The following is a 25125-nucleotide window of genomic DNA, read 5'->3' as shown; positions in this document are numbered from 1 at the left end:
TTACGAGGCCATTTTTATTATCTTGCTAATTGGATAAACACTACTTTTAAGTAATTACCTTCTGGGTATTCATTGATCGTTCTAAAATCATCCGGTAATGAAAATTCTTCAACAATTTTATATTTCTGATGCATTTCCTTACATGCACTGTCGATAAAAGATTTGAATTTATCCATTCCAAACAGGCTGCAATTTGTTGAAGCAACAATCAGACCACCTTTTTCAGTGATTGCGATTGATTCCTTCAGCAGATTTGTATAATCCTTTGCTGCACTGAAGGTGAATTTCTTGGACTTTGCAAAGCTTGGCGGGTCGAGAATAACCATATCAAACTTTAGCTCTTTTCTGCGTGCATATTTAAAATACTTAAATACATCCTCTACGATGATATCCTGTGCTTCATAATCAATTCCATTTACACTGAACTGTTCAATCGTTTTCGCCCGGCTTCTATTGGCAAGATCCACACTGGTCGTCTTTTTCGCTCCACCTAATGACGCAAACACAGAAAATGCTCCCGTATAAGAAAACATATTTACAACTGTCTTTCCTTTAGCATAGTGGTCCCGGATTGTTTTGCGTACATCACGCTGATCTAAGAAAACACCTACCATAGCACCATCATTCAGATTGACTGCAAAATGCACGCCATTTTCCTTTACGATGATTGGAAACTCACCTTCTTGCCCTTCAACAAAATCATCATCTTCAATGTATTTTCCTTTTGTATCGAAACGTTTTTTTTTCATAGATTCCTTTAAAATCTGTTAATCTGCGTAAAGACTCTAAAACATATCTTTTAAATGAGTAGATCCCTTGGCTATACCATTGAATGACAAAATATCCATCATAAAAATCAATAATGAGACCGCCAATTCCGTCACCCTCACTATTGAACACACGGAAAGCTGTTGTATCTTCTTGTTGGAAATAGTGCGCTCGCTTATCCAGAGCCTTTCGAATTTTTTCATCAAAGAACGCTTGGTTAATAGATTCATTTTCCTGTCTTGTTAATACCCAGCCATATCCTTTATTCTGCTTTCCAAAATATCCTTTGGCAATAAAGCGACCTGAATCATCAACAAGCTTAAGAATTTGACCTTCCTCCTGCAGTTTTTGAGGAGACACAATAGCCTCCTTTAAAATAAGCGGAAATCCATTTCTTAATTTTTTGCTATCTCTTGGTTTTACTTCACAAATTATTTCCTTATTACTTGAACTCATCTATATTTCACATACTCTCTTTTAATCTTTTCTACTTACAGTATATCGAAAACTGCCTTCCTCTCAAAACTAATACTAAGTAAAATGAAGGATTTTCCGCTATCTCCATCAAATACTTTATGTTACATTCACAGGAAGGAGGGAATTACATGAAGGTTAAATTACTTACTCTTCTCATTTTAGTAATGAGTATTATCTATATTTTTTTCATTCCAGCTGAGCCGTTTGGAATCAAATTGCTATTCAAGCTCATTCCAATGTGGTTAATTATCTACTTTGCCTATCTTCAAAAACCTGCTGAAGGACACAAAAATAAAGGACTCATCCTTACCGGACTGTTTTTTTGTATGCTCGGTGATGGGCTGCTTCACTGGTTTATAATTGGGCTAAGCTTCTTTCTGATCGGACATATCATTTATATCGCAGGCTTTCTAAGGAGATGGAATTTCTCTAAAATTCGCCTTTTATCCATTTTTCCGCTCCTTGCATTTGACCTGATCATAGGCAATAAACTTATAAATGCCCTTCAAGAGACGGGAAATGATGGATTAATTATTCCTGTTGTTATCTATATTGGCGCTATTTCTTTTATGGCATGGGCAGCCTTCATGACGGGGAATTTATATGCGATAATCGGCAGCTTGCTCTTCGTCATTTCTGACACTATATTATCATGGAATATGTTTATATCTGATGTTCCATACTCGCATTTTTTAATCATGTCAACTTATTATGCTGCTCAATACACAATAGCCTCCAGTATTAGCAAGACATCTGGTCTGACCACTCCTTTACGTATAAAGCCGTTAAGGGGATAATTTCTGCGCAATACTGTAACTTTCAAACCTATTAAAAAAAGCAGATTCGCACGAATCTGCTTTTTTCTAATTTATATTTATATAACTAGAGAACCAAGCCTACAATAATACCGGATAATACACTTACAAGCGTAGCTCCAAAGAGTAATTTTAAGCCAAAACGCGCTACCACATTTCCTTGCTTTTCATGTAGACCTTTCACTGCACCGGATATAATTCCGATTGAGGAGAAGTTTGCAAAGGAAACAAGGAATACAGAGATAATTCCCAGTGTACGTTCACTAAATGTATCTGCTATTTCTGTCAGGCTAATCATCGCAACAAACTCATTAGTTACTAGTTTAGTAGCCATAATTCCACCTGCGGATACTGCTTCCGACCATGGTACACCCATTATGAAGGCAAATGGTGCAAAGATATATCCAAGTATTTGTTGGAAGGATACACCAATAGTCATATCAAACAAGGCATCTATACACGCCATTAACGCCACGAAACCAATTAGCATGGCTCCTACGGTAACTGCGACTTTAAAGCCATCCATGATATATTCACCAATCATCTCGAAAAAGGTTTGTTTTTCTTCCTCTTCTGCTACAACGAGAATATCTTCTTTATCATCAACTTCATAAGGATTGATCAGTGAAGCAATAATAAATCCACCAAATAGATTGACCACTAAAGCGGTTACGACATATTTAGGATCGATCATTGTCATATATGCGCCGACAATCGACATTGAAACTGTAGACATAGCCGATGCACATAAAGTATATAAACGGTGAGGCGGTAATTGCCCCAATTGTTTTTTCACCGTTATGAATACCTCTGATTGTCCGACCATAGCTGAGGCAACTGCATTGTATGATTCAAGTTTACCCATTCCGTTCACTTTACTTAACAGAAGGCCAATTCCCTTCATAATAAAAGGAAGTATTTTAAAGTGCTGTAATATTCCGATTAATACCGATATAAAAACAATTGGCAATAGTACTGTAAGGAAAAATGGTGCTTCTCCTTCATTTGCCATTCCGCCAAACACAAATGATACCCCTGCTTCTGCAAATTTCAGTAAATATCCAAATACGGTGGCAATCCCTTGGATTAAAACAAAGCCGAATTTAGTATTTAATAATAAAGCTGCTAACGCAATTTGAATAACAACCATTATCCCAATATATTTATACTTGATTTGTTTCCTGTTTGAACTCACTAACAAAGCCAACCCTACCACTGCAAGTAACCCGATGATTGAAATTAAATATTTCATAATTCCTCCACTAAGATGTTTAGATTATTTTACGTGTACACCTTAACTAAAAAACCCATTCTACTTTACAGAATCCGGCTCCAATACTACTTGTTTAGAGATTGGAGCCGGAAACGCTCTTGGTTAATGATTTAAATTATCCCGTTCAACTATTGGCCGGCGGTACCCCACCGAAGCATTAGTTTCACTTTATTTCCCCATGTCCGTCGATTTAAAAAATCCTGGCAGTAATTCTGCAATTGAAGTCTCCAACAGATCACCCTTCAAGTTGGATAGATAGACTTTTGTATTGTTATCACTAAACTCAGCTATTACTTGTCGGCAAGCTCCACATGGTGAAACCGGACCTTCCGTATCGGCAACAATAGCAATTGCCTCTACTTTTGGTTCACCTTCTGAAACAGCTTTAAATATGGCTGTGCGTTCAGCGCAATTTGTCAGGCCGTATGATGCATTTTCGATATTACATCCACGGAAAACATGTCCACTTGTAGTTAAGACAGCTGCTCCCACCTTAAATTTAGAATAAGGTGTATATGCCTGTTTACGTGCTTCGATTGCTTCTTGAATTAAACTGTTTTTATCCATTAGGGGGCCTCCCACAAACTTCTTCAATTAATTAATAGTCTGAATTTGCTGTTTCGCCTTTTGCAATAGAGACTCCAGAGCTTGCACCAATACGTGTAGCACCAGCTTCTGTCATCGCTTTTGCATCCTCAAGACTTCTAACACCGCCGGAAGCTTTAACGCCGATTTCTGCTCCAACTGTTTTTCTCATTAGAGCGATGTCTTCCACTGTTGCTCCGCCTGTAGAGAATCCAGTTGATGTTTTAACAAAGTCTGTACCAGCAGAAACAGCCAGCTGACATGCTTTCTCAATTTCTTCTTTTGTTAATAGGCATGTTTCGATGATCACTTTTACTAATGCTTTACCTTTTGCTGCATCAACTACTGCTTTAATATCAGCTTCAACCTCATCATAACGGCCATCCTTCATAGCACCGATATTGATTACCATATCGACTTCGTCTGCACCATTTTCGATTGCATTAGTAGTTTCAAATGCTTTTACTTCAGGAGTATTCGCTCCAAGAGGGAAACCAATGACTGTACATACTTTTACTTCGGGTGTATCTTTTAGCATTTCTGCACATTTTTTTACCCATGTTGGATTCACACATACAGATGCAAATTTATATTCCTTTGCCTCTTCAACAATTGTCTTTACTTGTTCTTCTCTAGCATCCGCTTTTAATAACGTATGGTCGATTAAAGATGTTAATTTTGTAGTCATGTCTTAATTCCTGCCTTCCAAAAGCTTATATTAATGAATTTCTGTGTAAATTAATGTTGGAGCCTGTACTTTTTCAGTACTGATGTTGTATGCTCCGTAAATTTTTTCCAATACATTGGCAATTTCTTCTGAGTTGGAATGTACAGTTACAAGTGATTCGCCTTCCGCAACTTCATCGCCAACTTTTTTATTCAAAACAATTCCAACAGCCAAGTCAATTACAGATTCTTTCGTAGCACGGCCTGCTCCAAGCATCATGGCAGCAACACCAATTTCCTCCGCCTGAATACCAGCAACATATCCAGAAGACTTTGCAGGGACTTCAATAAGGTATTTAGCCGTTGGAAGTTTGGATGGATCATCTATCACAGATGCATCCCCGCCCTGTGAAGCAAGGAATGTTTTGAATACTTCAAGCGCTTTTCCATTATGCATAACTTCCTCAAGCATGCCACGTGCCTCTTCAGTTGTTTCAGCTTTACCAGCTAGTATGACCATATGGCTTCCCAAAGTTAAGCATAGTTCATGTAAATCAGCCGGACCTTTACCTACTAATGTGTCGATAGCTTCTTTAATTTCCAATGCATTACCAACTGCAAATCCAAGTGGCTGACTCATATCTGAAATGATAGCTTTTGTATTTCTGCCAACTCCATTCCCGATATCAACCATTGCTCTTGCTAATTCTTTTGCATCATCAAGGTTTTTCATGAATGCCCCATCGCCTGTTTTAACATCCAGGACAATAGCATCTGCTCCAGCTGCAATTTTCTTGCTCATGATGGAGCTTGCAATTAGAGGAATAGAATCAACTGTTGCTGTTACATCACGTAATGCGTATAGTTTTTTATCAGCTGGTGTTAAGTCACCGCTTTGTCCAATAACAGCAATTTTATTTTTATTTACAAGATTAATAAAATCCTCATTTGAAATTTCTACATGAAATCCTGGAACAGCTTCCAGCTTATCAATGGTTCCGCCTGTATGACCTAGACCACGTCCGGACATTTTTGCAACCGGTACTCCAAGTGCTGCTACTAAAGGTGCCAACACAAGTGTTGTTGTGTCACCAACACCACCAGTACTATGCTTGTCTACTTTTACGCCCTTTATTTGTGAAAGATCAATTTGATCTCCTGATTCAACCATTAGCTCAGTTAGGTTAACTCTTTCTTCCTGAGTCATACCTTGAAAATAAATCGCCATAGCAAATGCTGACATTTGATAATCGGGTATACTTCCATTCGTAAATCCTTCAATAACAAACTGGATTTCACTTTTATTCAACTCATGACCGTTACGTTTCTTTTCAATAACGTCAACCATTCTCATGATTTTACACCTCATTTTTGAATTATCGTAAAATAGCCACCATTACTTGGAATAACCATGTAAGTGAAAATATTGGTAGCACTTACAAAACTAACTATACCATATTAATTGAACAAAAGTAACATTAAAGTGTGAACAAATGTAAAACATTTTGTAGGTGTATCCTTATTGACCCCTTTATCCATTTTTTAACACTAAAAACCTCCTATTAGGATAAACAGGAGGTTAGAACCATATTCATATATAGGTGATATATTTATTTATCCAAAATAAACCTTGCCGTATATTGATCGGTGATTAATACATTGGCGAATTGTCCCTTTAGAGCCGCGTGAATGGAATCTACCTTTTGAGTACCGCCGGCAACCAATATCGAATATTCTTTTTCCTTCAGCTCTTCAAGGTCAATTCCCAAAGTACGTTCGTTCAATGAGTTGTTACATATATTTCCCTTTGAATCGAAAAAGCGTGAACAAATATCACCCACAGCCTTAGAATAAAGCATCTCCAAGTCTTCTTCCGTAAAATAACCAAGCTTAAAGAGCAGAGATTCTGGTTTAACCGGCCCACATGTGAATAATGCAATATTAGCTTCTTTTCCAGTTTCAATAATTCCTTTAATATGTCTGTCTGCCATCATTGCTTGTTTAACAACTACCTGGTCGACAATCGCCGGTAAAGGTAAATGCAATGGAGTAGTACGGAAAGCCTTCCCGAATAAATATAGAATTTCTGATACATAGGTATGCGTCTCGGAATGGCTGATTCCACCTTTAAGCTGCACAATCTTCACATTATTTACTGCCTTTTTCTTCAACTCCACTGCCACATGATAGAGAGTCGTTCCCCATGTCACTCCTATAATGTCATCATCCTTAACAATTGTATCAAGATATTCTGCAGCCTTTAATCCAATAGAAGTTTTGATAGTGTGATCCTCATATTGTGGTACAGGTGTTACTACTGCCTTTTTTAACTTATATTTTTCTTCAAGTTTAACCTCAAGATTCTCCAAATTTTCTTCCATATCATCTATTTTAATTTGGACAATCCCTTCTCTTTTAGCCTTTTGCAGCATACGTGACACCGTAGGCCTTGAAACACCGAGTTTTTTTGCAATTTCATTCTGTGTATAATCCAGTAAATAATAAAGTTTAGCAGCTTCTATCACTTTACTTTTTTTATCCGCTTCCATTTTGGTCCCCTAGTTTTCCACTAATTTTCACTCTTTTATTTTATTGACCTAAAAAACAATTGTCTTATTCCCCTGAACAATAATCCTGTCCTGTAAGTGCCATTTCACAGCTTTGCTCAGCACATTTCTTTCAATGGATTGTCCTATTTTCTTCAATTGCTGAATATTATCCTGATGATTAACCCGCATAATATCCTGTTCAATGATGGGCCCTTCATCTAAATCATCTGTTACATAATGACTGGTTGCTCCAATTAATTTAACCCCACGTGCAAACGCTCTTTCATACGGTCGTGCTCCCATAAACGCCGGCAAAAAGGAGTGATGAATATTAATGATTTTATTCTCATACATTTCAACAAAGCTTGGCGAAAGAATTTGCATGTAGCGCGCTAACACGATTAGATCGATTTGATGTTTATCGAGCAGCTCCTTCTGCCTTAACTCCGCATCTTCCTTTGTTTCCTTCGACACAGGTATATAGTAAAAAGGGATGTGCAGCGATTCTACCAGCTCTTTAGCAGCCAGATGATTACTGATTACGATCGGAATCTCTGTCATTAAATCTCCTGATTGCCACTCCCATAGCAGCTCTCTTAAACAATGGAGCTCCTTTGAAACAAATATAGCCGTTTTCTTTATGTGATAGTTAAAAATTATATCCCACTTCATCTTAAACTTATTCGCTATTGAAAGGAATTCTTCTTTTAGTTTCTTCTCGTTTTTAGCCAAATCAGGGCATTCGAATTCGATCCTCATAAAAAACGTACCGCCATTACTGTCTGTTGAATATTGATTTGATTCCAGGATGTTAGCGCCTTGTTTAAACAAGACATCAGATACTGCTGCCACAATTCCTTTTTTGTCCGGACAGCTAATTAGCAGGCGCCCTTTATCTCGCTGACTCTCTTTATACAGATTTACATGCTTTTCAGCGATCGTTTCCATTCCCTCACCATCCTGATCTGCACAGATATGTATTTATCCGCTTACATTCCTTACATTTTATCACAAATATTCCATCCTACCTGCTGAAATATTTTTATACTAATAATTTAATTGTTTCGGTAAAAGAGCAAAATGTAGCACTTCCTCATCAAGCCTTTATAATCGTTGATTTGCCAGCATTATAATTTTATTCACCAACGTTCTTATTCACCGTGTGAATGTTGATTCTTATTCATTTTGACTATTTGTTTTCCCATCTTAAGAGACGTACTTCTCGCAACAAATACGATTTATTAATTATATTTTCATTTCATGTTTCTAAAGGTATGCTTAGCGGGTAAATAGGTAAATATTGTTTTATAGTTGAAGCTGCTAATAGAGAGATGCGAGGTGGTACAAATGGGGCATAACCATACAATGATGCAATTTTTTGAGTGGCATATTTTACCTGATGGTACTCATTGGAAACGGTTGAAGGAATTAGCACCAGTATTAAAAAACTGCGGAATAGATTCTGTTTGGATCCCACCCCCAACGAAAGGACAAACACCTGAAGATACAGGTTATGGTATATATGATTTATATGATTTAGGGGAATTTGATCAAAATGGTTCTGTACGCACGAAATATGGTACGAAGGATGAGTTGATAGAAGCAGTTGAAGCATGCAAAGAAAATGATATTTGTGTGTATGCAGACATCGTTATGAACCATAAAGCAGGTGCGGATGAAACAGAGAGATTTAAGGTTGTAGAAGTTGATCAGAATGACCGTACACAAGAGATATCGGAACCATTTGATATCGATGGCTGGACGAAGTTCACGTTTCCCGGGCGCGGTAATACGTATTCTGATTTCAAATGGAATATGGAGCATTTCAATGGAACTGATTATGATGAAGGAACCATTCGAACAGGTGTATTTAAAATTCTCGGTGAAAATAAAGGCTGGAATGAACATGTTGATAAAGAGTTTGGAAACTATGACTATTTAATGTTTGCCAATATTGATTATCGCCTTCCAGATGTACGAAATGAAATGAAAAATTGGGGAAGATGGCTCGCTGAAACAATTAAATGTGAGGGATATCGCTTAGATGCCATTAAGCATATTGATTATACCTTTATTAAAGAATTTGCCATTGAAATGAGAGAAGCTCATGGTGATGACTTTTATATGGTGGGAGAATACTGGAATCCCGATTTACGGGCATGCCAGGAGTATTTAGAAAAAGTTGATCATACACTTGATTTATTTGATGTGCCTCTCCACTATAAATTACATCAAGCTTCTCAAATGGGACGAGATTTTGACCTTACAACCATTTTTCATAATACTCTAGTAGAATCTAATCCTTTAAATGCGGTAACCTTCGTAGACAACCATGACTCACAGCCGGAAGAATCTCTGGAATCATGGATCGAAGATTGGTTTAAACCATCTGCTTATGCACTCATCTTACTTCGCCATGACGGTTACCCGTGTGTTTTTTACGGGGATTATTATGGAGTTGGCGGCGAAAACCCAGTTGGGAGAAAAAACAAACTGATTGATCCGCTTCTTTATGCAAGGGTCCATAAAGCCTATGGAGGACAGGTCGATTACTTTGACCATCCAAATACCATTGGGTGGGTAAGATTAGGAACCGAAGAAAAGGAGAACTCTGGCTGCGCTGTTGTTATTTCAAACGGTGACGAGGGCGAAAAAAGAATGTGTGTAGGAGCTGAACGTGCCGGAGAAATATGGACTGATTGTACAAGCAACCGACCAGATAAGATTGAGATTGACGAGGAAGGCTGGGCAACATTCCCTGTAAATGGTGGCAGTGTTTCTGTGTGGACCAAGCCTGACCCAGAAGATTAAAAAGCTTAAGCTAGAGTAGCATCCAGAATTTATATAAACAGGGGGCTTTTGAGTGATGAAACACTGTTTACTGCAGTGTTTCATCACTCATAGCCCCCTCATATTTTTCATCATTTCACTAAATCATACGAAATGATTGCCGGTTTACCGGTTCTGGGATCCTCTACAATAGAAGCATCAATCTGGAATACTTCTTTTAATACTTCCGAACTCATAACTTCATTAGAACTCCCCTGTAAAATTAACTGACCCATTTTAATCGCAACCAATTCATCTGCAAACCGGCTAGCATGATTCAAATCATGGATCACCATCACAATGGTTCGGCCATCCTCGTGATTCAGTTTTTTTAAAAGCTCAAGAACCTCCAGCTGGTGAGCCATATCCAAATACGTGGTTGGTTCATCCAGTAACAATAACCCCGTCTCCTGGGCAATTGCCATTGCAATCCATGCACGCTGACGTTGCCCGCCGGATAAGGAGTCCACTGCATGATTTTTAAAATCACTTAATCCAGTAACACGAATCGACCAATCGACCATTTCTCTGTCATGTTCATTTAAGCGTGAGAAACCGCCCTGATATGGAGTTCTTCCATAAGAGACCAAGTCGGTTACAGAAAGACCGGCAGGAGCTTCCGGTGACTGGGGCAGGATAGCCATTTTTCTGGCAATCTCCTTTGTAGGTGTATTCTTAATATCTTTTCCATCTAAAATAACTGATCCATACATAGCTGGATGTAATCTTGCCATTGTCTTCAAAATAGTCGATTTTCCACAGCCATTTGGACCAATAATGGCTGTAATCGCTCCTTTTTTTATATCTAAATTCAGTGAAGGAACAATTACATTTCCGTCGTAGCCTATTTTTAAATTCCGAGCTGACAATTCCAAAAGGTTTACCCCTCCTCTACTTTGATTTCATTAAGAGATAAATAAAATATGGAGCACTGATAATAGAGACGATTACCCCTGAAGGAATATCGACACGGAACATATTTTTACCCAGCATATCTGCCAACAGCAAAATAAGGGCTCCAATCATAGCTGAAGCTGGTAAAAATGCCCCATGTTTAGGACCAACAAGCTTCCTTGCAATATGGGGTGCTATTAGTCCAAGAAAAGCAATCCCCCCGCCAACTGTCACACCTAACCCAGCCAATGCAACTGCGGCACCAATTAAAACTAAGCGCTCTTTTTCTGTACGAATTCCCAGTCCTGACGATACAAGACTCCCAAGATTTAATACATTTAGTGTGTGTGATTTATATAAAATAAATGGAATTAAGATTAAAAACCACGGCAGCAAGGCCCACACATATTTCCACTGTGTAGCCCAAAGATCTCCGGATAACCAAACTATCGCTTTCATGAAATCATGCGGATTCAATCTGAGCTGCATGGCAGTTAAGACAGCTGAAAATCCAGCATTAATACCGATTCCAACTAAAAGAAGGCGAATCGTGTGCAGCCCTTTCTTCCATGATAATGCCAATATCAATACGGCTGTAAGCATGGCTCCGGCAAATGCAAAGAAAGGCATAATAAATGTACCTATCTGGCTCTGACTGCCAAGCGTAGATTGAAATACAGTAATATAAATTAATACAGCAAGACCAGCACCTGCATTAATCCCTAATATCCCAGGCTCCGCTAATTCATTCTGAGCAACTGTTTGCAATACTGCTCCCGATATAGCCATTCCTGCTCCTACCAAAATAGCCAGTAAGATAGCCGGCAACCGGATCTCAAATAAAACAAGCTCCTGCTTAGCTGTTCCATTTCCCACAATCGTCTGCCACACCTCTGCTGGTGAAATACTGACCTTTCCTATATTCAGACTGATTAAACTGACCGTAATAATTAGTATGAACAAAGCAATCCATACTCTTGGCAAATTAGCAATCTTCTTCAAAACAATTGCCTCCCTTCACTGCGAACAAGGTACAGGAAGAAAGGAACTCCAATAAGTGCTGTCATAACACCAACCGGAGTTTCATATGGGGGATTAATCACTCTTGAGGCAACATCGGCCAACAATAACAAGGCACTTCCGAGAACAGCTGCGAGAGGCAGTAACTTTCTATAGTCCGTTCCAATCAACATCCTGGTTATATGAGGAATGACAAGACCGATAAAACCAATCGTCCCAGAGACCGCAACCGAGCTGCCAGTCAGTAATAAAATAATGATAATTCCTAAAGCTCGGACTAGCTTGATGTTAACCCCAAGCCCCTTCGTTACATCCGTACCAAGCGATAATAACGTAAGCGAATGTGCAATACTAAGTAAAATAGGCAATCCTATTAAGCCAACCGCTGTAATTATTTTTACCTCAACCCAATGACTATTCGCCAATTCACCTGCATACCAGAAGCTAATATTTTTCGTGACATCAAAATATAAAGCCATGCTGGTTGTCAAAGAACTTAAAAACATCCCAGTTGCCATACCCGCCAAAGCCAATTTAACTGGTGTTACCCCTCCTCTGGATAAGGCAGATAAAGAAAATACCAATAGGACAGCCAATCCTGCTCCAATCATGGATGCACTAATAGAACCCATTATGGATAATCCAGAGAAAACCGTTAATGATAAAACTAAAGCAAATGCAGCCCCATTGGATACTCCCAAAAGAGATGGTTCAGCAAGTGGATTTCTAGTCAATGCCTGCATAACAGCACCAGAAATGGCTAAGTATGCCCCAACAAGGCCTGCCATCAGTGCCCGCGGCAATCTGATTTCCCAAATAATCTGATGTGTCACATTATCAGGATTTCTATGGAGCAAAGCCTCCCATACTGTTGAAAGGTCTATCATTTTTGTTCCAATTATTAATGAAGTAATAAAAATAACTAGTAGTAGTAAAAAAGACAGCGGGAGAACAATGCCAATCCGTTCCCTGCGAGATGGAATATTTCTATCCTCGTTCTTCTGCACGTACGTTCAGTCCTTCAAAATTATAATATGTAGTCCAAAGGAATCCACCTTTCTAGTGTTACCTTAAAATGAATAGGTATGAATTTCCTTTGACCCTTCAAATGAGAATGATTATCATTAATAGTAACGAATTTATTTTACATACTAAAGGAGGATATAGCAATGGTAATAAATAATAAATACACACGTCTTCTGGTATTCATGCTGTGTGCAGTATTATTGCTTGCAGCCTGTGGCTCAAATGATGACAATGATACTTCTAACAAGGAGCAGTCTGACAAGAAGGTTACAGATGCAATCGGTGAAATGAGCTTCCCTAAAGACCCTAAAAGAATACTGGCACCAAATTTAGAGGATTATTTAGTCACTTTAGGCATTAAACCTGCTGCTCAATGGTCAATCGGTACAACTGTTCATAATTATTTACAGGATGAACTTAAGGATGTTCCTTTGATTTCATGGGATATGCCGATAGAAGATGTGATCGAAGCGGAACCAGACTTAATTATGTTCGAATCTGAAGCTGCTATTCAGGAAGGCCAGTATGAGGAATACAAAAAAGTAGCTCCAACCTATGTATTTAAGGAAGAAGATGCTGCTGACTGGAGAACTTTACTGACAAAAATGGGCGAGTTGTTCGGTAAAGAAGATCAGGCAAAAAAAGCAATTCAAGACTATGAGGATAAAGCTGCGGAAGCTAAAACAGCAGTTAAAGAGAAAATCGGAGATGAGTCTGCCGCTCTGATTTGGGTAACAGGCGGTCAGTACTTTGTTTTCGAGGGTGATCGTTACGCTTCAAATGTACTCTATAATGATTTAGGAATTAAGATGCCAACTTATATTAGTAAACTTGGTGAAGCACAGGCAACATGGCAGGGCACTTCACTTGAGGCATTAGCGGATTTGGATGCAGACCACCTCTTTATTGCTGCAGCGAGCGGCGAACCAGGAATGGAAACATTGGAAAACAGCTCTATTTATAGATCCATTCCGGCTGTCCAAAAAGGAAATGTTTATACATTTGAAGATTCCAGCAACTGGACAACCAATGCTAAAACGGCCAATGCTAAAACAATCGATTTGGTACTAGATTCCTTAACTAAATAATAAACAAAGGAGGCTCTTTTTTAAGAGTCTCCTTTTTATTGTATGTCTGAAGCTTACTTTTTTCTATTATATAAATCCTCTCTTCGGTCCTCAAAAACGGAGATGCGAGTTCGTACCTGATCGACTTCCTGTATGTTTAAGTCAGCATAAAGGATAGATTCTGCTGTAGAACCAATTGCAATTGTATCGCCCCATGGATTGATAACCATGGAAAACCCGCCGAATGTGTTATTAGGATCTTTTCCGACTCGGTTGACAGCTATAATAAATAGCTGGTTTTCTATGGCTCGTGCCTTCAAGAGCGTTACCCAATGATCCACTCTTGCTTCCGGCCATTCTGCCACTACGAATATAAGCTTTGCTCCCGCCAAAGCATGTTTTCTTACCCATTCGGGAAAGCGGATATCATAGCAAATCAGGCCTCCGCTCATGTTCCCATCTATCTTAAATAAATTCTCTTTTTGTCCCGCTATAAGATATTGATGTTCATCCATTACGTTAAAAAGATGAGCTTTATCATACTCAGATATGACCTCTCCAAAGCGATTGAATACATACATTCTATTAAAATACCCTTTTGAGGTTTTCACAGAAACAGAGCCGCCAACAATATTGACATTGTACTTTAAGGCCAGTGAGGAAAGTAGCTTAATCGTTTCCTTTCCTTCAAGATCAGCAAGATCCCCCAGCTGTTGCAGTGCATAGCCTGTATTCCACATTTCAGGTAGCACAATACAATCCGCACCATTCTGGGCCGCCTCAGATATAGACTCTGTTACATGCTTAAAATTTTCATTTGGCTTTCCATACTCGATATCCATTTGTACACAGGCGATTTTCAGGTGGCTTCCCCCTCTCTCTTCTATTAAATAGGTTATTTCAATACATGGCTGATAGCAACTTTGATGCTATCTGTTTACCCAATATGTAAATGAAAATGGAATCGGGCTTAATCATCAACTCCATCATCCAATTCTCCACTAAGAATTTATAATTGTCTGATCATAACCATTCGGATTTTGCCTTTGCCATTTCCATGAATCTGCGCACATATCCTTCAGACTCTTTTCTGCTTTCCAGACCAGTACCTTTGCGGCCTTTACGGAATCAGCGTAACTAACAGCCACATCACCGGGCCTCCGTTCCACTAATTCGTAAGGGATTTTCCTTCCGCTAACACTTGCGAAAGCATACACCAGGTCCAGGACACTATATCCGTTTCCTGTTCCAAGATTAAATGCTTCTACTCCAGATCTACCCTGCAGATATTCCAATGCCTTCAAATGGCCCTTCACTAAATCGACTACATGGATATAGTCGCGAACACCGGTACCATCATGAGTTTCATAATCGCTGCCAAAAACGGATAATTTATCTCTTTTTCCAATGGCAACCTGTGTGATATATGGCATTAAATTATTGGGAATACCACTTGGATTCTCACCGATTCTTCCTGATTCATGAGCTCCTATAGGATTGAAGTACCTCAGCAAGGCGATACTCCATTCTGGATCGGAAACATGCAAGTCACACAGGATTTCCTCTATCATTAATTTTGAACGGCCATATGGATTGGTTGCTGATAATGGAAAGGACTCATCAATCGGTACCCGATCCGGCATACCATATACAGTGGCAGAAGAGCTGAATACCAGCTTCTTCACCTGATGCTTCGCCATAACTTCACATAGTCTGATGGTACCCGTCACATTATTTTCATAATATTTCAGAGGCATCGAAATGGACTCACCAACTGCTTTTAAACCGGCAAAATGGACAACTGAATCAAAATCATATTTTGCAAACAATTGGTCAACAGCTTCCTTATCTACTAAATCTATATTATAGAAAGGAAAGTTCCTACCAGCTAACTCTTTCACTCTTTCAATTGCTTCCACATGACTGTTAGAGAAATTATCCAGCACCACAATATCATAATTCGCTTTTAAGAATTCAACTGCCGCATGGCTGCCTATATAACCAGCACCACCTGTAATGAGTATCGCCATCCATGATCCACTCCCCTGTTTCTCACGATTGGTAATTAGAAATACACATACACTAATTTCACCTTATTTAGAATTATGTGGTACTTAATTTCTTTATGAGTTAAAAATACTAAAAGAAGAACAGGGCAGTGGATACTCAATTTATATTGTCGCAAGTCGATATTTAGGCTTGTTTAAATATCACTTGTTTTAGCTTTAAGGAATTCATCCTTAATCCTCTGCAGTAACGACTGATTTGTCAGAAGGCGATAACCTGTATTGGCCAAGGCTTTTGCACCAGTAATGACGGCTTGGTCTCCAAGTTCTGATATAGCACACTCTCTAAATTCTTTTGTGTGGGCAATTAGATCATTCGGACCAATTTTGATATAAGGATGCGCTGTCGGAACAACATGGCTTACATTTCCTGCATCTGTTGAACCGGATGCATTCCGCGTACCCTGTACAACCTCCTCACCTAGAGCTGCCAGTTCTTCTCGAAGTACCTCATCAAGAGCCGTGTTCAGAACGAAATCATGAACTTCATTTTGAAATCTTTCTATTTTTACATCGGCTCCGGTTGCCAACGCCGCACCTTTGGCAATCTGAATAATCCTTTCCGATATTTCCTCACAACTTTTCCAAGTTGAAGCTCTAATATAGAATCTTGCAGAGGCATAATCAGGAATGATATTAGGTGCATCTCCTCCATTTGGAATAATGCCATGAACCCTTATATCTGTCGGCAGCTGCTGTCTCAATGCGCCAATCCCATTAAATAACTGGATGACCGCATCAAGTGCATTAATCCCTTCCTCTGGTGCTGCCGCAGCATGCGCCGGTTTCCCATAAAAATGAAAGTCAAGGGGATTAACAGCCAAGAAAGGCTGAGTTGTTCTCGTTTGACCAGAAGGATGAATGATAATAGCTGCATCCACACCGTCAAACAATTGATGCTTTACATAACTGCCCTTCGCACTTCCATTTTGACCCCCTTCTTCTGCCGGGGTACCGTAAACAAGTACCGTTCCCCCTATTTCCTCGAGTACTAAACCAAGCGAAATTCCAGCCGCTACGCTGGTGATGCCAATGATATTATGGCCGCATGCATGGCCAAGGCCAGGAAGCGCATCATACTCGGCAAGAAAAGCTATCGTAGGCCCCGGCTTTGAGGATGATTTCCTCGCTAAAAATCCAGTTTTATGGCCAGCAATATCATTTGTTACCTCAAAGCCAGCATCGATTAATACCTTGGTCAGTGTTTCAGATGCAAAGAATTCTTCATTCCCTATTTCTGGATTTTCATGAATTTGGTGGCTTATATTTATATATTTGTTTTTCTGCTGATCTATATATTCATTGATAATATCTTTATGAAAAATGCGACCTTCGTTTTTAATCATTGCTCTGCCTCCAATCTCTCTAATAATCTTATACCTATGTTAGTATCCGAAGTAATTCATTGATCGACTGCCGGGCTGGTCCAGGCATCCTGATAATTAACCAATTCTTCTATTGAAACAAAAGCCGGAATGGTATTTCCTTTAAATGTTTTAAGGATAAAATCCTCCACTTCCTCGGAATGATAGATGTCTGCCAGTTTTTTTAGCTCAGCGCGGTCTTTATCCCCTTTTTTTATAGCGATAATATTAATGTATGGTTTGGCCGTTGCACTTTCATGGAACAAGGCATCCTTTAATGTCAATCCTGCCTCAACCGCAAAGTTATTGTTTATAATAGATGCATCTACATCTTCAAGAAAACGCGGTGTATTCCCGGCAGCTACCAGTTCGAGTTTAATATTTTTTTGATTTGATTTAATTTTTTCCAAAGAGCCTATTCCATCAAAATTATCTGTTAGTGTAATGAAGCCAGCCTCCTGCAAAAGAAGTAGCGCCCGGCCAAGATTTGTACCTTCATTAGGGACAGCAATTTTAGCCCCATCAGGCAATTCCTTTAAATCCTTATGCTTATTTGAGTAGATTCCCATTGGTGCAATAACAGTAGAGCTTAGTGGCTCAAGATCTAATTTTCTTTCCGCCACTTGTTCTTCAAAATAAGAGATTGTTTGGAATGCATTAGCGTCCACTTCACCATCATTTAGAGCTGTATTCGGCAAAATATAATCACTGAACTTTACAAGCTCTATATTGAGCCCCTTCTCCTTAGCGAGTTCAGCAATATAATCCCATATTCTTGTGTCTCCGCTGCTTACTCCAACCTTAATGGTAGAGCTGCCCTCTTTTGCACTGCCTTTCGAATCGCTTCCACATGCTGCTGTTACGACAGTACATGCAATTATTAAAATAGTAAGAAAAAGTTTTTTCATTTTTTCCATCTCCTTCTTTATCGTCTTCTTATTTTTCTAGCCAGCGTATTACCTATGGATTGTAAAAGCTGTACAATGATTACCAGTGCCGCAACGGTTACAATCATGGTGTTAGTGTCAAACCTCTGATAACCATAGGTGAGGGCAAGATCTCCAACTCCTCCAGCTCCTACTGCCCCTGCCATTGCTGAGGCTCCAACCAGCCCAATAGTTGCTGTTGTAAAGGTTAAAACAAGAGAGCTAAGTCCCTCTGGTATTAAAAACCGAAAAATGATCTGCCATTCAGTAGCGCCCATTGACTGAGCTGCTTCAATAATTCCCTTATCAACTTCCAATAATGAATTTTCAACCAATCTGGCAATATAAGGACCTGCATAAAATACAAGCGGTACAATGGCGGCATTCGTTCCAATCGCCGATCCAACAACCAATCGTGTAAATGGAATCAAAGCCACCAATAAAATAATGAAGGGAACCGAGCGTAAAATATTAATGATTGGGTTCAATATATTAAACACCCACTTATTCTCCAGAATGTGACCCTTTCTCGTTATGACGAGTAAAATCCCTAAAGGCAATCCAATCACGGCCGCGAATAGTAAGGAGAAGAAAACCATATAGAGTGTGTCACTGAATCCAATCAGTAACTGTTCAAGTGTAATTTCCATTCCTAAAAACTGTTCATTCATGATAGCTTAACCTCCTGCAAGAGCACATCCTCACTCTCTATGTATTGGATCGCCTTCTTTATTTCTTCTGTTTCACCGATGACCTCAACGATTAAATTTCCAAAAGGGGTTTCCTGTATTTCAGAAATATTGGCAGAAAGAACACTTAAATGGACATCAAAACTTTTCGCCACTGTTGAAAGTAGATGCTTGCCAGACGAAGATCCCAAAAAATTAAGTTTCCAAACTGCTGGTTTATTCTCCTTTAAGGATTTCAAAAAGCTCTGCGGAATCTCGTCGTGAATGACTGTTCTAACAAACCGCTTGGCAACCTCAGTGGTTGGCTTGGAAAAAATATCAAGAACAGGACCCTGCTCAACAACCCTCCCATTTTCCATGACAGCGACCTTATTGCATATCTCTTTAATCACCGACATTTCATGTGTAATAAGCAAAATTGTTATATTGTATTCTCGGTTTATTTTTTTCAATAGCTCTAAAACATCCCTGGTCGTCTGCGGATCCAATGCCGATGTAGCTTCGTCACATAGCAGGATAGATGGATTCGTGGCCAGAGCTCTCGCAATTCCAACCCTCTGCTTCTGTCCCCCTGACAATTCATCCGGGTAACTTCGACCCTTAGCTGATAACCCCACGAACTCCAGTAATTCTCGAACTCTATTTTGAATCGTTAATTTACGAACGCCGGATAGTATCAATGGAATCGCTACATTATCAAATACCGTCTTAGATTGAAGTAAATTGAAATGTTGAAAGATCATCCCGATTTTCTTTTTCTCTGCCCTTAATTCCTTTGCTTTGAGACTGGCAAACGATTTACCATTCACAAGGACCTCCCCCTCAGTAGGCCGTTCAAGCATATTAACTAAACGCAAAAGTGTACTTTTCCCGGCCCCGCTGTATCCTACCACTCCAAAAATATCCCCTTTTTCAACCGTTAAATGAACGCCTCTCAGAGCATCTACGCTTTGACCATTTGCTTGATATGACTTTTTTATGTTTCGAAACTCAATCATGTTCTCTCCTCCAGGCCTAAAAAATTCGAAATGCAAAAAGCCCCTTCTGTCATTAGACAGAAGAGGCTTTGTATGAACATATACATAAAAAGACAAGTAGAAATATGTTCGCTTAAAGCTTCCTCTTATCTCTCAAACAGATGTTTGTTGGAATTAGCACAGTATTTTTACCATAGTAAAAATCCGCTGCCGAAGTATCATAGGGCCAAATCCCTCCACTTCTCTCGATAAGAATCGCTTGCTATTCAATTAAATTTGATGTTTCCAACTATATCCTATCTTGTTTAGCAATGTCAATAATAATTTATAATATTTAAAATATTTTTGATTTATAATAAAGAATATCCTAAATCAAGTTACAGCAACTAAAATTCATGAATATTTCCAATTCATGAATCATTTTGGTCAGTTATTCGTATAGGATATTAAGGTAAATTATAGAAAAAATAAGGAGGGGTACTTTGTGGGAAATATCTTCATCTATTCCATTATCATTGGGATTATATCGGCACTTATTCTTGTGCCATTCAAAAATAATGAAAAATTACGTATCCATATGAAGGGGAAAACAAAACTGCTTGTTTTTGTCAGCTTAGCTGCATTAATCACGATTGGAGCATTTTTATTTTATTACTTCACCCTATTGGATCAAACTATCTCTTCTCTTTGGATTTTTGTCATCATACTAACCTTGCTGGGTTCAATGCTTGCTACGGGTATGGAGAGAACCATTAAGGGTATTTTATTTGCAGGTAGTTTGCTTGTCGGTCTCTATTTTTTAACGGCATTTCTGTTCAATGCCGATGAAAAGTATACTATAGCTAAAATGGACATCAAAGAAGAAATTCAAACATTTGATGAAAATAAAAAGCCGGCCAGCGTGCCTCCTCAATACGCGCGCAATAAAATGAAAAAAGCATTTGGCCAGGTACCAAATACGAGCTACTACGAATTAGGGAATTTACAAATCCAAAAAGTAGATGGTGAGTATGTTTATATTGCTCCAGTCGAATTTTCAGGATTCTTCAAATGGCTGAAAGGGAAAGAAACTCCTGGTTACTTTATATTGAGTGCTACAGATTCATCAGCCAACCCAAAATTTGTTGATGCAGAAATGATCTACACTCCTTCTGCATTCTTCAATAAAGAAACAGAGCGCCGTATTCGTCTACAGTATCCATCCTACATATTCTATGGGGATTCACAGCTTGAAGTAGATGATAATGGCACGCCATTTTATATTCGCTCTTATGGTGATTTTGTCTCTGCCAGAAATGGCTTTAAGGTAAAAGGTGTTGTGGTGATGGATGCCAAAACTGGGAAGTCCAACTCTTATTCCCTTTCTGAAGCGCCCGAATTTATTGATGGTGCCGTTGCACCAGAAGTTGTCAGTACACAAAACAGCTACTTCGGAAATTATATTCATGGCTATTGGAACAGCCTATTTGGAAAATCAGATGTTAAACTGCCTTCTGATGAGGGTACCGAAGCGAATGTAAGTCCGATCTTTGATGAAAATGGAGATATGTATTATTTCACTGATTTCACGAGTCCTAAAGAAGGCGTCGATTCTATGCTCGGCTATGCGCTCACAAATTCCAGGACAGGTAAAGCTGTCTATTATACAGGTAATATGGAGGAATCCTACATGGATTCACAGGGTGCCCTGCAAATTATCGAGAAGAAGTTTATAGAAAAGAAATGGGAAGGAGAAATGCCCATCATCTATAATTTTTACGGTGAAGCCAGTTGGTTAACAGGAGTCCTGGATTCAAATGGATTCCTACAAAATTATTTCATTGTATCTGCTGCCAATCCTGAAATAACAGCATATGGGTCAACGCCAAATGAAGCCTTAAAGCTATACAAAACAGCACTTCAAAAAGGCGGCGGAACGGTTAACGGCACCTCCACAAGTGTTGAGAAGAAAATCGATGGGAAAGTTATCAGAGTCTATAAAGAAAAATCAGGTGAATATACCGTCGTTTCGTTCCTTCTGGATAATGGACAAAGCTACAATATGTCCTCTGAAAAGGATCCTTTGATCATATATCTGCAGGAAAACGATGAGGTATCTGTAACGTACCTGGATACCGGGGAAAACTTTTTACCTGTTAACGGTATTACAATTAAGAATTTACAATAATATATACTGAAGAAAATAGATCATCCTCACTCGAGGATTGATCTATTTTTTAACAACTGGACTAATTTTATTACCCATATTTAAATTATTGTTAAATATATAGTTAGAATCGTGTTGAATAGGGTAAATAAAATTAGTCATAAATACTCATAATAGGTAGTGTTTACATTATTAAGAGGAGGGCTTTGGAGTTAAATTCTATAGATCAATACCCATACTGGATGTAGTTCCAAAAGAATTAGAGCACAAATGGAAATATACTTTAGAATTCATTCTTCAGAACTAAAATTTGCTTAAGATACACTTACATGGTTAAAGCATTCTCAGCTGTTTTCCATACATAATCAGTATTAATATGTGAGTTAGATTATTTTCACATAACATTTAGGAAGTACTTTCCATTTACAAATCTCTATATATTTTATTAGATTAAATACGTATAATACTGCTCTTTTTTTATTTCTCCACCCTTTATTACATCTTTTTCTTCACAACAAATAAATGGAAATCTTATAGTAATCTAATATTATTTGGTAAGTATTGATTGCCAAAAAACCGTATCTTTATATATACTCATAGAGATACATACATTCTGTTATAAGATTAAAACATCCCTTTTAACCCGCCCCAATTGGATATAGAGGGTTTTTAAACGTTACTTATATGAAGGAGGTTCACAATGAAGAAATTTTCAAAATTCACATTCCTAATAGCAATGGCTATTGTCATGATTGCTTCATTTATATTCCCGGCTTTAAACACGAAAGCAGAAGGAAAAAAATATGAGATTGCAACAGATATTACATTTGCCCCATTTGAATTCCAGGAAACGAATGGCGAATTTGTAGGTATAGATATCGATTTACTCAATGCTATAGCTGAAAATCAAGGGTTTGAAGTAGAAATTAAGCCGCTTGGATTTAATGCAGCCGTACAAGCACTAGAGTCCAATCAAGTAGACGGCGTTATTGCCGGAATGAGTATAACAGATGAAAGACAACTGAAATTTGATTTCTCCGATCCCTATTTTGAATCTGGTGTCGTAATGGCGGTTGCCGAGGGAAATGAAGAGATTAAATCCTATGAAGATTTAAAAGGAAAAAAGGTAGCCATTAAAACAGGTACAGAAGGTGCCAGCTTTGCAGAAAGCATAAAAGATAAATATGGCTTTAAAACGGTAACCTTTGATGATTCCGCCAATATGTATGACGATGTTAAAACAGGTAACTCTGCAGCTGTTTTTGATGATTACCCAGTTCTGGCATATGGGATTACGCAAGGCAACGGATTAGAAATCGTTACTGAAAAAGAAAAAGGCGGCTCCTATGGATTTGCTGTCGCTAAAGGGCAAAATGCGGAATTGATTGAGCAGTTCAATACAGGTCTAGCCAATCTAAAAGAATCCGGTGAATATCAGGATATTATGGATAAGTACTTGAAGGCAGAAAAAAGCACCGATACTAATAACGGTTTCTTCGGCTTATTAGAATCAAGTATGCCAAGTCTGTTAAAAGGTCTTCAAATGACCCTGATATTGACTGTCGTATCTCTCGTTATAGCATGTATCCTAGGTATTATATTTGGTCTGATGCGTGTGTCCCATCTCAAAATCTTAAGGGCAATCGGCGTCATTTACGTAGATATCTTTAGAGGAACTCCACTGATTGTTCAAGCTTTCTTTATCTATTTCGGTATTCCAGCAGCACTTGACTTCCGTATATCTGCAGTTGCTGCCGGTATCATAACATTAAGCTTAAATGCTGGTGCATATATGGCTGAAATTGTACGCGGTGGTATCGAATCCGTTGATAAGGGACAAATGGAAGCTGCCCGAAGCCTTGGTCTTCCATATAAAAAGGCAATGGCAAAGGTTATCCTTCCACAGGCAATCCGTCTGATGATTCCATCTATCATTAACCAATTTATCATTACATTAAAAGATACCTCTATCCTATCCATCATTGGTATTAATGAATTGACTCAAAGCGGAAAAATCATTATTGCCAGAAACCTTGAGTCCTTCCAAATGTGGCTGATTGTAGGGTTTATATACTTTATCATTATTATGATTTTAACTAAGGTATCAAACCGTATGGAAAGGAAGATCCAAAATGGGAAAGCTTAAAGTAAAAGGATTAAAAAAATCATACGGGAAGCTGGAAGTACTAAAGGATATCAGTCTTGAGGTTAAAGAAGGCGAAGTTGTCTGCTTAATCGGCCCTTCTGGATCCGGTAAAAGTACACTTCTGCGCTGCCTCAATTTACTTGAAGAAGTAAATGAAGGTGACGTAACAGTTGATGATAAACATTTAACTGATAAAAACACAGACATTAATAAAGTTAGGGAAAATATCGGAATGGTATTCCAGCATTTCAATCTCTTCCCGCATATGACAGTACTAGATAATATTACTTTGGCTCCTGTTGAGCTGAATAAAGCTACAAAAGAAGAAGCAAAAAAAATCGGCTTAAAGCTATTGGCTCGTGTGGGTCTTGAAGATAAGGCCAATGCCATGCCAGCTCAACTGTCCGGCGGACAAAAACAACGTGTGGCGATTGCACGAGCTCTTGCCATGAACCCTGACATTATGTTGTTTGATGAGCCTACGAGTGCACTTGATCCCGAAATGGTCGGTGAGGTTCTGAATGTTATTAAACAGCTTGCACAAGAGGGTATGACCATGGTAATTGTGACTCATGAAATGGGCTTTGCCCGTGAAGTAGCTGATCAGGTCATCTTTATGGATGGCGGTTATGTTGTGGAAAGAGGAACACCTGAAGAAATCTTCTCCAATCCGCAAAATGAACGAACTAAGGATTTTCTTGATAAAGTTTTATAAGGATAAGTTAGGGCACAGTGCTTAAGCACTGTGCCCTTTAGTATTTCTATTTTGATAACCTCCTTCTTGCTGATGTAATGACTATCCATATATGCAGTTACTAAAAGGCCTGATATATATGAATCCT

General features: G+C 38.7%; 21 protein-coding genes, 1 pseudogene and 1 riboswitch. Of the genes and pseudogenes, 6 read left to right on the top strand and 16 right to left on the bottom strand.

What is annotated here, in order from left to right:
* Window positions 1-17: 17 nt before the first annotated feature.
* A pseudogene (locus FHY45_RS12530) lies at window positions 18-1224 on the bottom strand (class I SAM-dependent rRNA methyltransferase).
* 149 nt (window positions 1225-1373) lie between these two features.
* Here FHY45_RS12530 and FHY45_RS12525 point away from each other — a divergent pair.
* Window positions 1374-2042 carry a lysoplasmalogenase gene (locus FHY45_RS12525; RefSeq protein WP_139892054.1) on the top strand — a complete coding sequence of 223 codons (669 nt, stop codon included), beginning with the start codon at window positions 1374-1376 and terminating at the stop codon, window positions 2040-2042.
* 85 nt (window positions 2043-2127) lie between these two features.
* On the opposite strand, the gene FHY45_RS12520 is transcribed toward FHY45_RS12525, so the two are convergent.
* From FHY45_RS12520 to purU, 6 genes are all read right to left on the bottom strand, one after another.
* Entirely contained in the window at window positions 2128-3312 is a 1185-nt protein-coding gene (locus FHY45_RS12520; RefSeq protein WP_139892053.1) for a NupC/NupG family nucleoside CNT transporter, read from the bottom strand.
* Window positions 3313-3501: 189 nt separating this feature from the next.
* A complete protein-coding gene (locus tag FHY45_RS12515) occupies window positions 3502-3900 on the bottom strand; it encodes a cytidine deaminase (RefSeq protein WP_066109535.1) in 399 nt (132 codons plus the stop codon).
* A 31-nt stretch (window positions 3901-3931) separates the two neighbouring features.
* Window positions 3932-4606, bottom strand: a complete 675-nt coding sequence (gene deoC / locus FHY45_RS12510; RefSeq protein WP_139892052.1) for a deoxyribose-phosphate aldolase — start codon at window positions 4604-4606, stop codon at window positions 3932-3934.
* 30 nt (window positions 4607-4636) lie between these two features.
* A complete protein-coding gene (locus tag FHY45_RS12505; RefSeq protein ID WP_139892051.1) occupies window positions 4637-5938 on the bottom strand; it encodes a pyrimidine-nucleoside phosphorylase in 1302 nt (433 codons plus the stop codon).
* Window positions 5939-6194: 256 nt separating this feature from the next.
* Window positions 6195-7133 (bottom strand): DNA-binding transcriptional repressor DeoR, encoded by a 939-nt coding sequence (locus tag FHY45_RS12500; protein WP_139892050.1) that lies wholly within the window; start codon window positions 7131-7133, stop codon window positions 6195-6197.
* 48 nt (window positions 7134-7181) lie between these two features.
* Window positions 7182-8081 carry a formyltetrahydrofolate deformylase gene (gene purU / locus FHY45_RS12495; protein WP_139892049.1) on the bottom strand — a complete coding sequence of 300 codons (900 nt, stop codon included), beginning with the start codon at window positions 8079-8081 and terminating at the stop codon, window positions 7182-7184.
* Window positions 8082-8480: 399 nt separating this feature from the next.
* On the opposite strand from purU, the gene FHY45_RS12490 reads away from it, so the two are divergent.
* Entirely contained in the window at window positions 8481-9944 is a 1464-nt protein-coding gene (locus FHY45_RS12490; RefSeq protein ID WP_139892048.1) for an alpha-amylase, read from the top strand.
* A 110-nt stretch (window positions 9945-10054) separates the two neighbouring features.
* Here the strand turns inward: FHY45_RS12490 and FHY45_RS12485 are convergent, their stop codons facing one another.
* Genes FHY45_RS12485 through FHY45_RS12475 form a run of 3 tightly spaced genes read right to left on the bottom strand, consistent with a single transcriptional unit; the run spans window position 10055 to window position 12883 of the window.
* Window positions 10055-10837, bottom strand: coding sequence for an ABC transporter ATP-binding protein (locus tag FHY45_RS12485; RefSeq protein ID WP_139892047.1), 783 nt, complete (start codon window positions 10835-10837; stop codon window positions 10055-10057).
* Window positions 10838-10853: 16 nt separating this feature from the next.
* Complete coding sequence (locus FHY45_RS12480) at window positions 10854-11858, bottom strand: FecCD family ABC transporter permease (protein WP_066109556.1); 1005 nt, start codon at window positions 11856-11858, stop codon at window positions 10854-10856.
* Window positions 11855-12883, bottom strand: coding sequence for a FecCD family ABC transporter permease (locus FHY45_RS12475; protein WP_139892046.1), 1029 nt, complete (start codon window positions 12881-12883; stop codon window positions 11855-11857). The genes FHY45_RS12480 and FHY45_RS12475 overlap by 4 nt, the downstream gene beginning before the upstream one ends.
* 162 nt (window positions 12884-13045) lie before the next feature.
* On the opposite strand from FHY45_RS12475, the gene FHY45_RS12470 reads away from it, so the two are divergent.
* The gene (locus FHY45_RS12470; protein ID WP_066109564.1) at window positions 13046-13990 is read left to right on the top strand and encodes an ABC transporter substrate-binding protein; all 945 of its coding nucleotides are present in this window, start codon (window positions 13046-13048) and stop codon (window positions 13988-13990) included.
* Between the two features lie 53 nt (window positions 13991-14043).
* On the opposite strand, the gene FHY45_RS12465 is transcribed toward FHY45_RS12470, so the two are convergent.
* From FHY45_RS12465 to FHY45_RS12440, 6 genes are all read right to left on the bottom strand, one after another.
* A complete protein-coding gene (locus FHY45_RS12465; protein ID WP_139892045.1) occupies window positions 14044-14832 on the bottom strand; it encodes a carbon-nitrogen family hydrolase in 789 nt (262 codons plus the stop codon).
* Window positions 14833-14970: 138 nt separating this feature from the next.
* A complete protein-coding gene (gene galE, locus FHY45_RS12460) occupies window positions 14971-15999 on the bottom strand; it encodes a UDP-glucose 4-epimerase GalE (protein WP_139892044.1) in 1029 nt (342 codons plus the stop codon).
* Between the two features lie 173 nt (window positions 16000-16172).
* The gene (locus FHY45_RS12455) at window positions 16173-17381 is read right to left on the bottom strand and encodes a M20 family metallopeptidase (protein ID WP_066109570.1); all 1209 of its coding nucleotides are present in this window, start codon (window positions 17379-17381) and stop codon (window positions 16173-16175) included.
* A 56-nt stretch (window positions 17382-17437) separates the two neighbouring features.
* Window positions 17438-18307, bottom strand: a complete 870-nt coding sequence (locus FHY45_RS12450; protein ID WP_139892043.1) for a MetQ/NlpA family ABC transporter substrate-binding protein — start codon at window positions 18305-18307, stop codon at window positions 17438-17440.
* Between the two features lie 17 nt (window positions 18308-18324).
* Window positions 18325-18975, bottom strand: a complete 651-nt coding sequence (locus FHY45_RS12445; RefSeq protein ID WP_066109774.1) for a methionine ABC transporter permease — start codon at window positions 18973-18975, stop codon at window positions 18325-18327.
* A 17-nt stretch (window positions 18976-18992) separates the two neighbouring features.
* Window positions 18993-20012: a methionine ABC transporter ATP-binding protein gene (locus FHY45_RS12440; protein ID WP_139892042.1), complete on the bottom strand. Its 1020-nt coding sequence runs from the start codon at window positions 20010-20012 to the stop codon at window positions 18993-18995.
* Window positions 20013-20134: 122 nt separating this feature from the next.
* Window positions 20135-20246: riboswitch (SAM riboswitch) on the bottom strand.
* A gap of 229 nt (window positions 20247-20475) precedes the next feature.
* Between FHY45_RS12440 and FHY45_RS12435 the strand changes: the two genes are divergently transcribed.
* The 3 genes from FHY45_RS12435 to FHY45_RS12425 all read left to right on the top strand — a co-directional run bounded on the left by FHY45_RS12435 (window position 20476) and on the right by FHY45_RS12425 (window position 24998).
* The gene (locus FHY45_RS12435) at window positions 20476-22158 is read left to right on the top strand and encodes a YrzE family protein (protein ID WP_066109578.1); all 1683 of its coding nucleotides are present in this window, start codon (window positions 20476-20478) and stop codon (window positions 22156-22158) included.
* Between the two features lie 679 nt (window positions 22159-22837).
* Window positions 22838-24283, top strand: coding sequence for an amino acid ABC transporter substrate-binding protein/permease (locus FHY45_RS12430; protein WP_066109582.1), 1446 nt, complete (start codon window positions 22838-22840; stop codon window positions 24281-24283).
* Window positions 24270-24998, top strand: coding sequence for an amino acid ABC transporter ATP-binding protein (locus tag FHY45_RS12425; protein ID WP_066109585.1), 729 nt, complete (start codon window positions 24270-24272; stop codon window positions 24996-24998). The genes FHY45_RS12430 and FHY45_RS12425 overlap by 14 nt, the downstream gene beginning before the upstream one ends.
* Window positions 24999-25125 lie beyond the last annotated feature (127 nt).

The sequence above is a fragment of the Bacillus sp. D386 genome, from assembly GCF_006346415.1.
Note: the sequence above shows the minus strand (reverse complement) of the source record. Positions and strands in the feature narration are given on the sequence as shown.

Coding starts and splice junctions, on each gene's coding strand:
- FHY45_RS12525 (WP_139892054.1), top strand. CDS start 1,374: ATGAAGGTTAAATTACTTACTCTTCTCATTTTAGTAATGAGTATTATC.
- FHY45_RS12520 (WP_139892053.1), bottom strand. CDS start 3,312: ATGAAATATTTAATTTCAATCATCGGGTTACTTGCAGTGGTAGGGTTG.
- FHY45_RS12515 (WP_066109535.1), bottom strand. CDS start 3,900: ATGGATAAAAACAGTTTAATTCAAGAAGCAATCGAAGCACGTAAACAG.
- deoC (WP_139892052.1), bottom strand. CDS start 4,606: ATGACTACAAAATTAACATCTTTAATCGACCATACGTTATTAAAAGCG.
- FHY45_RS12505 (WP_139892051.1), bottom strand. CDS start 5,938: ATGAGAATGGTTGACGTTATTGAAAAGAAACGTAACGGTCATGAGTTG.
- FHY45_RS12500 (WP_139892050.1), bottom strand. CDS start 7,133: ATGGAAGCGGATAAAAAAAGTAAAGTGATAGAAGCTGCTAAACTTTAT.
- purU (WP_139892049.1), bottom strand. CDS start 8,081: ATGGAAACGATCGCTGAAAAGCATGTAAATCTGTATAAAGAGAGTCAG.
- FHY45_RS12490 (WP_139892048.1), top strand. CDS start 8,481: ATGGGGCATAACCATACAATGATGCAATTTTTTGAGTGGCATATTTTA.
- FHY45_RS12470 (WP_066109564.1), top strand. CDS start 13,046: ATGGTAATAAATAATAAATACACACGTCTTCTGGTATTCATGCTGTGT.
- galE (WP_139892044.1), bottom strand. CDS start 15,999: ATGGCGATACTCATTACAGGTGGTGCTGGTTATATAGGCAGCCATGCG.
- FHY45_RS12455 (WP_066109570.1), bottom strand. CDS start 17,381: ATGATTAAAAACGAAGGTCGCATTTTTCATAAAGATATTATCAATGAA.
- FHY45_RS12450 (WP_139892043.1), bottom strand. CDS start 18,307: ATGAAAAAACTTTTTCTTACTATTTTAATAATTGCATGTACTGTCGTA.
- FHY45_RS12445 (WP_066109774.1), bottom strand. CDS start 18,975: ATGGAAATTACACTTGAACAGTTACTGATTGGATTCAGTGACACACTC.
- FHY45_RS12440 (WP_139892042.1), bottom strand. CDS start 20,012: ATGATTGAGTTTCGAAACATAAAAAAGTCATATCAAGCAAATGGTCAA.
- FHY45_RS12430 (WP_066109582.1), top strand. CDS start 22,838: ATGAAGAAATTTTCAAAATTCACATTCCTAATAGCAATGGCTATTGTC.
- FHY45_RS12425 (WP_066109585.1), top strand. CDS start 24,270: ATGGGAAAGCTTAAAGTAAAAGGATTAAAAAAATCATACGGGAAGCTG.